The 12,057-nt window shown below is 56.4% G+C and carries 9 protein-coding genes; all 9 read right to left on the bottom strand.

Annotation, left to right across the window (positions count from 1 at the left end; genetic code table 11):
- Window positions 1–2: 2 nt before the first annotated feature.
- The 9 genes from DFR26_RS05730 to DFR26_RS05690 all read right to left on the bottom strand — a co-directional run bounded on the left by DFR26_RS05730 (window position 3) and on the right by DFR26_RS05690 (window position 11,943).
- Entirely contained in the window at window positions 3–2,696 is a 2,694-nt protein-coding gene (locus tag DFR26_RS05730; protein WP_220375712.1) for a nitrate reductase, read from the bottom strand.
- The gene (locus tag DFR26_RS05725; protein ID WP_116208002.1) at window positions 2,696–3,922 is read right to left on the bottom strand and encodes an NAD(P)/FAD-dependent oxidoreductase; all 1,227 of its coding nucleotides are present in this window, start codon (window positions 3,920–3,922) and stop codon (window positions 2,696–2,698) included. The genes DFR26_RS05730 and DFR26_RS05725 overlap by 1 nt, the downstream gene beginning before the upstream one ends.
- Before the next feature lie 2 nt (window positions 3,923–3,924).
- Entirely contained in the window at window positions 3,925–4,269 is a 345-nt protein-coding gene (nirD, locus tag DFR26_RS05720; RefSeq protein ID WP_116208001.1) for a nitrite reductase small subunit NirD, read from the bottom strand.
- Entirely contained in the window at window positions 4,266–6,803 is a 2,538-nt protein-coding gene (gene nirB / locus DFR26_RS05715) for a nitrite reductase large subunit NirB (RefSeq protein ID WP_116208000.1), read from the bottom strand. Before nirB ends, nirD begins: the two co-directional genes overlap by 4 nt.
- Window positions 6,804–6,806: 3 nt before the next feature.
- Window positions 6,807–7,604: an ABC transporter ATP-binding protein gene (locus DFR26_RS05710; protein WP_116207999.1), complete on the bottom strand. Its 798-nt coding sequence runs from the start codon at window positions 7,602–7,604 to the stop codon at window positions 6,807–6,809.
- A gap of 1 nt (window position 7,605) precedes the next feature.
- A complete protein-coding gene (locus tag DFR26_RS05705; RefSeq protein WP_116207998.1) occupies window positions 7,606–8,544 on the bottom strand; it encodes an ABC transporter permease in 939 nt (312 codons plus the stop codon).
- 15 nt (window positions 8,545–8,559) lie between these two features.
- Window positions 8,560–9,921, bottom strand: coding sequence for a CmpA/NrtA family ABC transporter substrate-binding protein (locus DFR26_RS05700; RefSeq protein ID WP_116207997.1), 1,362 nt, complete (start codon window positions 9,919–9,921; stop codon window positions 8,560–8,562).
- Between the two features lie 245 nt (window positions 9,922–10,166).
- Window positions 10,167–11,342, bottom strand: a complete 1,176-nt coding sequence (locus DFR26_RS05695; protein ID WP_116207996.1) for a CmpA/NrtA family ABC transporter substrate-binding protein — start codon at window positions 11,340–11,342, stop codon at window positions 10,167–10,169.
- Entirely contained in the window at window positions 11,335–11,943 is a 609-nt protein-coding gene (locus tag DFR26_RS05690) for an ANTAR domain-containing response regulator (RefSeq protein WP_220375711.1), read from the bottom strand. The genes DFR26_RS05695 and DFR26_RS05690 overlap by 8 nt, the downstream gene beginning before the upstream one ends.
- Window positions 11,944–12,057: the final 114 nt, after the last annotated feature.

Raw genomic sequence — 12,057 nt, 5'->3', positions numbered from 1 at the left:
ACTTAACCGCTGGCCGCCTTAGCTAGCAAACCCTTCAACTCAGGAATGCATGAGCCGCAATTAGTCCCTGCCCGCGTGCAGGCGCCTAGGGCCTCAACACTGCGACTGCCATCGGCAATGGCCATCAATAAGCGCTGCTCACGGACTTGGTGGCAGCTGCATACCAACGCACTGGTATCACTGCCTCCAGGCGGGCGACCAGTCGCTAGCACGCGGGCCGTCACACTGTTTTGCGTTAATGCATCGAGTAACCAAGGCTCATCGATCTGTGGGCGTTCAGACTGGGCGAGAAACCACAGCACCGGCCGACCATGGTCATAGGCAATGACATGATGGCGCTGCACGAGTGGCTCATCGAGACTGGCCCATGAGCGGCCGGGTGATTGCCAAAGCTGCATCAGCTCCTCAATGCTGGGGAGGCTCGCGCCCATCAGCGTGGTGAGTTGCCAGTCAGCTTGCTCGCGACGGCACCAATACTGGTGTTCTGGCACGCTCAGCGGCACCCGACTGACCAACAAACCTTGCCACTGGCTTTTCAGCGGGGAGATCGCCACGGGCGTTTGCTTAAAGGCAGGCTGGCCTGAGATCGGATCACATTGTGGCGCAACCAAACTGCTCACCAGCGCTTGAGAGGCGTTGCTGGCACTCCAATGAATCGGCATAAATACCTGTCCGCGCGTCATGCCAGCATCACTCAGCGCGCGCACTTGGCAACGGCCAAAACGGTTGTGAATGCGCATGAGCTGAGCATCTTGTGCGCCCAGCTCGGCGAGATCATCGGGGTGGATGGCGACAAAGGGCTCAGCGATGTGATTGAGCAAGCGCGGACTGCGACCGGTGCGCGTCATGGTGTGCCATTGATCGCGAATACGGCCGCTATTGAGCAGAAAGGGGTAAGTCGCCGAGCCAGCCTTGGCCGCGCTGGGATGCGCATCGATAAAGCGTGCACGGCCTGTGGGCGTGAAGAAATGGCCATCACTAAAGAGTCGCTTGCTACCCTCAGGACGCTCAATGGGCACTGGCCATTGCACAGGCTCTAGCGCGTCGTAGTCGGCATCAGTGAGTGCAGCTAATGCGCCCAAATCGAAGTCGCGACGACCTTGGTTTTCAAACGCAGAGAGTGCCGCGTGCTCGCGGAAAATCGCGGCCGCACCGGAGTAGTCGAAGGCCTTGCTGTAGCCCAAACGTTTCGCGACTTCGCACAGCGCCCACCAATCGGGCTTGGCTTCGCTGGGCATCGTTAAAAATGCGCGTTGCCGTGAAATACGCCGCTCCGAATTGGTCACTGTGCCGTCTTTTTCACCCCAGCCGCTGGCAGGCAAACGGATATCGGCAAGCCGCAAGGTATCGGTGTCATCGACACAGTCAGAGACCACCACGCAGTCACATGCGGCTAATGCCTCATGTACGCGATTGGCGTCGGGCAGTGAAACTAAGGGGTTGGTCGCCATAATCCAGACAAAGCGAATCTTGCCGCTGGCCATGGCCTCAAACATATCTACGGCTTTCAGGCCGGCGCGCGGCGCGAGTGTATCGGTCTGCCAGAAGCGCGACACCAGATCGCGATGCTCAGCATTGCCAATGTCCATGTGTGCGGCAAGTTGATTAGCCAAACCACCCACTTCTCGACCGCCCATGGCATTAGGCTGACCGGTCATGGAAAACGCGCCAGCACCCACTTGGCCAATATGCCCAAGGGCTAAGTGACATTGCAAAATCGCGCTGGCGTTATCAACACCGGCGGCCGACTGGTTAATGCCCTGTGAAAACACCGTGACAGTTTTCGGCGCAGCGCAGACCATCGCGTAGAAATCGCTTAAAACCGACTCATCCATGCCGGTAGCAGCAGCGGCCACCGCAAGCGAGGCGTTACGTGCTGTGCAGGCGCTGGCGAGCGCGGCAAAGCCCTCGGTGTGTGCGGCAATAAAATCATGCGCTAGATGATCATGCTTGATGGCATAAGCCAACAGGCCATCGAAGAGAAAACCATCGCTGCCGGGGGTAATGGCCAAATGACTATCAGCGCTTTCTGCAGTGGCTGTGCGACGCGGATCGATGACCACGATGTGCAGGTGTGGGCGCGCTTTTTTCGCAGCAATAATGCGCTGATAGATCACCGGATGCGTCCACGCCATATTCGAGCCCACCAGAATGATGAGGTCCGCCAACTCCAAGTCTTCATAGCAACCCGGCACGCTATCGCTGCCAAAAATTTGCTTATGTGCGGCCACCGCCGTGGACATGCAGAGCCGGCTATTGGTGTCGATATTGGCGCTACCGATAAAGCCTTTCATGAGTTTGTTGGCGACGTAATAGTCTTCGGTGAGCAGCTGACCGGAGACATAAAACGCCACAGAATCCGGGCCGTAGTTATCGATGGTGTCTTGTAGACGCTGGGCGACTTGGCTCAGCGCATGAGCCCAGCTTGCGCGTAGGCCATCGACCTGTGGGTAAAGCAGACGCCGTTCAAGACCGGTAGTGTCGGCGAGCGCACTGCCTTTCACGCACAGGCGGCCGTAATTGGCGGGATGCTTATCGTCGCCATGCACAGTGACGGCCGCGTGCTGACTTATGCTATCGCTCTCTAATGGTGGCAGCACGGCCAGCAGTTCGCTCACAGCCGCTGGTTCGCCAAGACTCACCGCTACCCCGCAGCCAACGCCGCAATAAGGGCATGTGGTCAGCATGTCCGCCATCAGGCTGCACATCCCGTGAGCATCAACGCCACGGGATCAGCCACCGGCATGCCCTGCTCAATGACATCAAAAAATGCATTGCCATCATCGACATCGCCATACAGCACCGCCGCAATAAGCTGGCGATGACGAAACCATAAGCGCCGATAATGCCCACGCTCGGCATCACGCCACGCCACACTCTGGCAATCACTTAGGTCATGCAGCTCACCGGCCGAAAACAGGTCAATGCCGCTGACTTTTAAGCGCGTCGGTGAGGCGATGCGGCGATAGCCGACATGACGAGTCCCGACAAGCGTGTCGGCGAGAATGTTGGCTTGCTGATAAATCGGCGCCACCAAGCCAAACGACTCGCCATCAATTTCGCAACATTCGCCAAGGGCAAACACATCTGGCGCTGAACTGCGCAACCAGCCATCGACTCGAATGGCGCGCGCACAAAGCAAGCCAGCCGCCGCCGCGACACGAATTTCGGGGGTAATACCGAGTGACATAATGGCCAGATCGCAGGGCAGCACTTTGTGTACGCCCTCATGTCCTGCCTGACTCAGACGCAAACCACCGAGCGCGTTACCGGAGATACTATCGGCCAAAAATGCATCGCTACGGGCGTTCAGATGCACCTGTATGCCCCGCGCGCTGAGTGCAGCGGCAAGCAGCACACCGGCCTCGGCATCGAGCTGACGATTCATCAGCCACTCGCCATTGTGCACAACACTCACGCGCAGGCCGCGCTGGCATAAGCCCCATGCTGCCTCAAGACCTAATAAGCCACCACCAATCACGACTGCACGCTGCCCGGCTAAGGCTCGCTCAGCAATCATTTCGGCATCGACTAAGTTACGAAACACGTGCACACCCGCGAGATCATGGCCAGGGATGCTCAAGCGTGTAGCCCGTGAGCCCGTCGCAAATACCAGCTGCTGATAGCCCAAGACCTGCCCCGATGCCAACACGGCTTCGCGCGCCGCCAGCCTGACCTCAGCGACTGAGTCGCCGCTATAGAGCGCAATACCCTGCTCGGCATACCACGCCGCTTCATGGGTAATGAGCTGCGCTAACGACTTCTCACCGGCTAACCACGGTGACAAGTTGATGCGGTTATAGCCCGGTGCCGACTCCTCACCGACCACAGCCATGTCGCTTCCCGGCACGCCACGCACAAGCAACTCATCGAGCAGACGCGTCGCCGCCATACCATTACCAATGATCAGCAGCCGACGCATGATTAACGCTCGCCTTCGCTGACGCAGATACGGCCATCGCGCACGCTGACGCGCCAGACTGGCACGCTCACGCTCATATCCTCTAAGCAAATGCCGGTGCGCAAACAAAAATGCTGCTTATACACGGGCGATGCGACGACAAGTTTGCCGCTGATATCACCGATAATGCCGCGCGCTAATACATTGGCCCCGCTAAACGGGTCGCCATTGCCAAGCGCAAAATAACCCTCATTGGTGCTGAAAATAGCAAGCTGACGGCCCAGCACGCGTGCCGCCATGCCAGTGCCCGCGACAATATCATCGCTGCCGCAGATATCGTGCCACGCGTCGAAAATGGCATGTGTCATGACAGTGTCTCCATCACAGGGATTTTTAGTGCTTGGGCTTTTTCATCAGAACGCATGGGGCGTTTTTGTCCGCGTTCACGCACATAGACCATCGACTCATCCGGACCGTAGTCATTGACGAAGGGACGAAAACGCTTGAGCGCGGCCGGGTCTTCAATGGTGCGCTTCCACTCACAGGCATAGGTATCGATCACCGCCTGCATCTGCGCTTCTAGTTCAGCGCCTAGACCCAAGGAGTCATGAATCACCACATCTTGCAGATAGCTCAGGCCGCCTTCGAGATTGTCGCGCCACACCGAGGTGCGTTGCAGGCGATCAGCGGTTTGGATGTAGAACATCAAAAAACGATCGATATAGCGCAATAGCGTGGCGTCATCTAAATCACTGGCAAACAGCTCAGCATGGCGCGGGCGCATGCCGCCATTGCCGCAGAGGTAGAGGTTCCAGCCTTTTTCGGTAGCAATCACGCCAACATCTTTGCTTTGTGCCTCAGCGCACTCACGCGTGCAGCCCGAGACCGCCATTTTCAATTTATGCGGTGAGCGCAAACCGCGATAACGTTCCTCCAACAGAATGGCCATGGCGACCGAGTCCTGAACGCCATAGCGGCACCACGTGGATCCCACACAGGATTTCACCGTACGTAAGGACTTGCCATAGGCGTGCCCTGACTCAAACCCTTCATCGACTAAGTCACGCCAAATCAGCGGCAATTGCTCAACGCGCGCACCAAATAAATCGATACGTTGGCCGCCGGTTATTTTCGTGTAGAGATCATATTTCTTTGCTACCTCACCAATGACGATGAGCTTTTCTGGCGTGATTTCACCGCCGGGAATACGCGGCACCACGGAGTAACTGCCGTCTTTTTGCAAGTTAGCGAGGAAGTTATCGTTGGTGTCTTGCAAGCCCACATGAGGCTTGTCGAGCACAAAGTCATTCCAGCATGAGGCAAAAATTGATGCCGCCGCGGGTTTGCAAATGTCACAGCCATGGCCACAACCGTGGTCGCGAATCAGCACATCGAACTGACGAATATTATGAATGCGAACTACGTGGTAGAGCTCTTGGCGGCTATAGGCAAAGTGCTCACACAGATGGTTATTGACCGCCACGCCTTGACGTTTGAGCTCAGCATCGAGCACTTGTTTGACTAGGGCCGTGCAGCCACCGCAGGTGGCTGTCGCGCGCGTTTCAGACTTCAAGGCCGCCATGGTGCTGCAGCCTTGGCTGACAGCTGAGCACAACGCACCTTTGCTGACGTTATTGCAGGAGCAAATTTGCGCGCTGTCGGGCAAGGCATCAACGCCGAGCGCGGGTTTGCCATCGCCGGCGGGCAAAATCAGCGACAGTGGCGAGCTTGGCAACGCCATATCGTTCAGATGGTATTGCAGCAGCGCGCCGTAATCGCTGGTGTCACCGACTAACACGGCACCGAGCAAGCGATTGCCCTCGGCATTAAGCACCAATTTTTTGTACGTGCCGGCTACACTATCGTCGATTTGGCAAGTGCGTGCACCGGCTGTGCGGCCATGCGCATCGCCAATCGAGCCGACTTCCACACCGAGCAATTTGAGCTTGGTGCTCATGTCTGCACCGCAAAATGCCGCTGCCTCATCACCGGCTAAATGGGCTGCGAGCTGGCGCGCCATGTCATAGCCGGGCGCCACTAAGCCATAGATGCGACCCGACCACAGGGCCACCTCACCGATGGCATAAATCGCCGGATCAGAGGTCGCGCACTGATCATTAATAATCACACCACCGCGCTCGCCGACCAGCAAACCTGCTTCACGCGCGAGCTGATCACGCGGGCGAATGCCGGCGGAAAACAACACCAGATCGGTTTCCAGCTCACCATCAGCAAACACCAAGCGATGGCGCTGCGCGTCACCTGCCTCAATTCGCTGCGTGGCTTTGCCGGTATGCACACTGACACCGAGCGCTTCAATTTTATCGCGCAATACCACGCCGCCTTGAACATCTAGCTGTACCGCCATGAGCTGCGGCGCAAACTCCACCACGTGCGTCTCTAGGCCTAAATCTTTGAGCGCCTTCGCGGCCTCAAGCCCGAGCAAACCACCACCAATGACCACACCACTACGGCTGGTTTTGGCACTCGCGGCAATGGCATCTAAATCATCGAGGGTACGATAGACATGACAGGCCTCGCGGTCATTGCCCTCAATGGGCGGCACAAACGGGAAAGAACCGGTGGCCAACACCAAGGTGTCGTAGGGCACTTCGCTGCCGTTCGAACCGATGACCAATTGGCGCTCACGATCGATTCGCAACGCTGACTCATTGAGCATTAAACGAATGCCGTGTGCGCTGAAAAAGTCCGGTGCTACCAGGCTCAAATCATCGGCACTGGCACCAGAAAAATAGCTGCTCAGCTGCACGCGGTCATAGGCGGCTCGTGGCTCCTCGCAAAACACCGTAATGTCGGCACTGAGCTCGCGCGCAACCAGCTCCTCCAAGAAGCGCTGACCAACCATGCCATTACCAATAACAACGACGCGTGTGGACTTCATGGTTTAGGCTCCTGCTTCAATATGCGATTGTTTTTCATAGAGAAATTGCAAAACGCTATGACGTAGTTGGGTGTAGTGCGGGTCATCGGCGAGATCCAGACGATGACGGGGGCGCGCCAAATCAATGGCTAAAATTTCGCCGATGGTGGCCGACGGTCCATTAGTCATCATGACAATGCGATCCGACAGCAACACGGCCTCATCAACATCGTGAGTGATCATGATGACGGTGCTGTTGAGGTCGCGCTGAATCTCCATCAGCGTGTCTTGCAAGTGAGCACGCGTGAGCGCGTCGAGCGCGCCAAAGGGCTCATCCATGAGTAAAACGCGCGGCTGCATGGCCAAGGCACGCGCAATACCAACGCGTTGCTTCATGCCACCGGAAATCTCGGACGGACGCTTATGCAAGGCATGGCCCATGTGTACGAGATCTAAATTATGAGCAATCCACTCACTCATCTCAGCGCGAGATTTTTTACCGCGAAACACCGTGCGCACGGCCAGCTCGACGTTTTCCCACACCGTCAACCAAGGCAACAAGGAGTGATTTTGAAAGACAATGGCGCGCTCAGGGCCCGGCTCGCTCACCTCTTTGCCCTCTAAAATTATGCCGCCACTACTAGCCTGTAATAGGCCACCGACGAGATTGAGCACCGTCGATTTACCGCAGCCAGAATGGCCAATTAAGGAAACAAACTCACCCTCGGCAATTTTCAGACTGACCTCTTTCAAGGCGGTGAAGGAGCCACTGGCGGTGTTGAACGTCATGCCGACATTGGAGATTTCAAGTAGTGTTTTCATGTCAGGCTCCGGCTTGCCAATCGACTTTACGTTGCAGCAACAGCATCACGCGATCCAGCGCAAAGCCAATCAGGCCAATGACAATGACGGCGGTCATGATGCGACTGAGCGATTGCGAACTGCCATTTTGAAACTCATCCCAGACGAATTTGCCGAGGCCAGGGTTCTGCGCCAGCATCTCGGCGGCAATCAGCACCATCCAGGCAATGCCTAGGGACACGCGCAGGCCAGCGAACATCATGGGAATGGCTGAGGGCAAAACGATCTTCACCACATGAGTGAACCAATTCAGGCGCAACACACGACTGACGTTATTGAGGTCACTGCTCACCGTTTGCACGCCAACGGCGGTATTGAGCAGCGTTGGCCATAAACAGCACAGCGTGACGGTAATCATCGACACCACAAATGAGCGGGTCATCAGTGGGTCGGTGCTGGTATAGACCGACGCCACCACCAGCGTCACCAAGGGCAACCACGCCAACGGTGAGACGGGCCGAAACAGCTGCACAATCGGGTTCATGGCTTGATGCGCAAAGCGACTTAAGCCCATCACAATACCGAGCGGAATAGCGACTATCGAAGCCACCACAAAGCCGGCCAAGACCGTGACTAAACTGGTTAGGATTTGGTCAAAAAAAGTCGGGGCACCCGTGTATTGGCGACGTACCGGCTGCCAGTCTGGCTCGTGGACCAAGCGCTCGCTAATAAAACGCTCTTGACGCTCAGCAAAGGCATCGGCCTTAACACGTTGGTCACGATGCTCGGCGACTAAGTTTTGTGTCTGCTCAACGACATCCATTGGACCAGGAAATTTGCCGAGCATGGTGTCGATATGGTTGGCCGCGGCTTGCCAGATCATCAGAAACACCAGCAGACCCAGTACCGGTGCAATGATTTGGCGCAAACAACGGCGTGTAATCGTCAGATATGGCTTCATTAACTTGCGCTCCACTTACGGGGTTTGTTTGCCTTTCAGGCCAATGCGAAAACTGTCGATATAGGCGTTGGGCTTGCGACCATCAAAACGAATACCATCGATAAAAGTGGTGGCGTTGACCGGGCGAAAACCGCTCTCACTGACAAAGTTAGGGAAGTCGCTGGTTTTCAGCTTGCCTTCGCTAATGAGCTCAGCGGCGGCTTGGCGATAGATGTCTGGGCGAAATACACGCTTGGCCATTTCGACATACCAGCCATCGGATTTGGCCTCAGGGATTTGCCCCCAACGGCGCATTTGCGTGAGATACCAAACCGCATCGGAGTAATAGGGATACGTAGCGTGATAGCGAAAAAACACATTGAAGTCAGGCAGCGCGCGGCGATCGCCTTTTTCGAACTCAAACTGACCGGTCATGCTATTGGCAATGATCGGATAATCGGCGCCGACATAAATCGACTTGCTGATGAGCTTGGCGGCCGCTGGACGATTAGCGTTGTTGTTAGCATCTAACCAATAGCCGGCGCGAATTAAGGCTTTCACCAAGCGTATATGCGTGTTCGGATACTTTTCGGCCCAGCCGCGACTGACGCCAAAGACTTTTTCAGCAACGTTATTGCGAATGGCTAAGTCCGCTACTACCGGCACGCCAATGCCGCGAAACACGGCTTGCTGATTCCACGGCTCGCCCACGCAATAGCCATTAATGGTACCGGCTTCGAGTGTGGCCGGCATCTGCGGTGGCGGTGTCACGGAGATCTGCACGTCAGCCTGTAAATTACCGGCGGTATTGCCTCGTTGAGGCGCATAAAAACCGGGATTAATGCCACCGGCCGCGAGCCAGTAGCGCAGCTCATAATTGTGCGTGGAAACTGGAAACACCATGCCAAACTTCAGTGGCTTGCCTTGCTTGAGGGCACGCTCGACCACTGGCTTTAAGGTCGTGGCGGCAATTGGATGTACGGGCTTACCGGCGCTCATCGGCACCTGTTTTTTCATATTGGCCCAAAGCGTATTCGACACCGTGCAGGCATTACCATTTAAGTCCATGGTGAATGCGGTGATGATGTCGGCCTTGGTGCCATAGCCCAAAGTCGCGGCCAAGGGTTGGCCGGCTAACATATGTGCGCCATCAAGTTCGCCAGATATCACCCGATCAAGAAGCACCTTCCAATTCGCTTGCGCCTCAAGTGTGACAAACAGGCCTTCATCCTCGAAATAGCCGCGGTCATAGGCCACGGCCAACGGTGCCATATCGGTCAGTTTGATAAAGCCGAACTTGAGCTCATCTTTCTCGGCATAACCCACTTTCGCCTGTGCCAGTAGCGGTAGCGCGAGTAGCGCGCCTGCTGCGATGACACTCAGTCTGCGTTTAGCCATCGAGGTCTACTCCAGAAATAAAAAGCGCCCACTGCCGCAGCCCAAGCTATTGGGATGTGCAGTGAGCGCCATTGCTCACGATTTAAGGCCGCCATTGGCCTTGCTTGAGAGGATTACTGCAACCGCCATGCCATGTGCTGAAAAATTATATTTTCAATGACTTAGCTAGTTTTTGTCGGACAATTTATGCATAAACATGGGCAACTCTGCACCACGACGGCTCGCACCCAATGCCTGTTGCACCATCATGGGTTGAGCACGCTGGGGTAACAGGCCGCGTCAATAAAGCCATCAGGCAGCACGTTCATGAGACCGCGCATACTTGCTACCTCAACGCTCAGACCATGTGCGCCTTCGACTTTGGCATCGGCTAATGGTGCATCACTCAGGTCATGCAAAAACTCCCGATAGCAGTCGGGACGCCAGCAGCTAGCAATGAGTGCTTCCGGTAGACGCTCAGGTAACTGCTGGCTAAGATGCATTTGCGCGAGTAGCCAGCGCGCCTGCGACTGCCACGGAAAATTAGCATCATGACCACCGAATTGATGAAAATGCTCAGTCGATACCGCGCGCTGTGCTAAGCCCAGTGGTACTTGCCCTTGAAAAGGTAGCGCCAAACACTCGTGTGGCACCGCCATGATGTGCTGCTCGGTGAGCAGGTTTAAGGCCGCTAGTGGCGCTTGCGCCAAGCGCTCACCCGCTCGAAACAAGGCACGCACGAGCCCCGCGTGCTGCTCCGGATGCTGCTCGGCCCATCGCACACTCACGCCCAAAACTTTTTCCGGAGCGTTTTGCCAAACCTGATGACCACTGAGTAAGACTTTGCCGGCACCACTCATCAGTGCCCAGCTATTCCACGGTTCACCCGAGCAAAAGCCGTCAATATGACCCAACCGGAGATGCTCAGCCATTTGCGCAGGCGGCAGCACCACCAGCTTGATGTCATGATCGATATCAATACCGGCGGCAGCCAGCCAATAACGCAGCAAATAGGCATGACTGGAAAAAGGAAACACCACGCCAAACACTAAACGCTTGCTCCCACGCCGCTGCACGCAGTCAGCGAGCGCATACGCGCAGGCCAGTGGTCTGTCATTAATGGCATTGTCGCGCAGCTCGCTAAACAAAGCAGTCGAGACGGTAATCGCATTGCCATTGCGACCTAGGCCATAAGCCGTCATCAACGGCACCTGTAAGCCCGCCAAGCCCAGTGTCGTCGATAACACCATGGGCGCCAGCAAAGGTGCGGCATCAATCTGGCCCACCGTGAGGCGATCACGCAGCGTCGCCCAAGAGCTTTCGCACTGCAACGCAACCGGCACCCGCTCATCGGCAAAAAAGCCCCACGCCTCGGCCGCCAGCAGCGGCAGACTATCGGTCAATGGCATATAGCCGATGCGCACCACGGCAGATTTAGTCACCCGACTTCCCCTCTAAAAGCTGCAATACCGCCAGCACATTGGCGGCGACTTCGCCGAGACGCTGACCACGGTCCATGGCTAGCTTACGCAAAGCCTTATAGGCCTCTTCTTCGCTAAGGCCGCGGCTTTTCATGAGCATGAGTTTGGCCTGATCGATACGCTTGCGGTCGGCGAGCTGGTGGCGTGTCGCCTCTAGCTCCGAGCGCAATGCGTGGTATTCGCGAAAGCGAGCAATGGCAACATCGACGATGGGCCGCACGCGCTTGGCATTGACGCCGCCAGCCACATAAGCACTGACGCCGGCCTGCACGGCACGCTCGATGGTGCTGCTATCACCGTCGGCGGTAAACATCACCACCGGGCGTGGCGCATCACGATGCAGGCTCGCCATGGTGTCGAGGGTGTCGCGGTCTGGCGAGTCAATATCAATAATGATGACATCGGGCTCATGCTCCCGCACGGCAGCAATCAGCCCGTTGGCGCTCAGCAGCTTCGCTACTACGCGGCAGCCTTGGTCGCTGAGCGCCTGCTCTAACAAGGCCATACGCGGCGCTTGGTCATCAACCAACATCACGCTGAGAGCAGCAATAGATGAACTCACGGGGACAAATACTCATTGACGCATTAGCGGGCCTGCTGCAAAGCCTATGCCAGCACCTAAGGCTGATTGGCCTTGGCGATCTAATAACGGCATGGCCATTGCATAAAGCCCACC

Source organism: Paraperlucidibaca baekdonensis, assembly GCF_003387535.1.
Lineage (GTDB): Bacteria > Pseudomonadota > Gammaproteobacteria > Pseudomonadales > Moraxellaceae > Perlucidibaca > Perlucidibaca baekdonensis.
The sequence above is the reverse complement of the archived record's forward strand: the minus strand, read 5'-3'. Positions and strand labels throughout refer to the sequence as shown.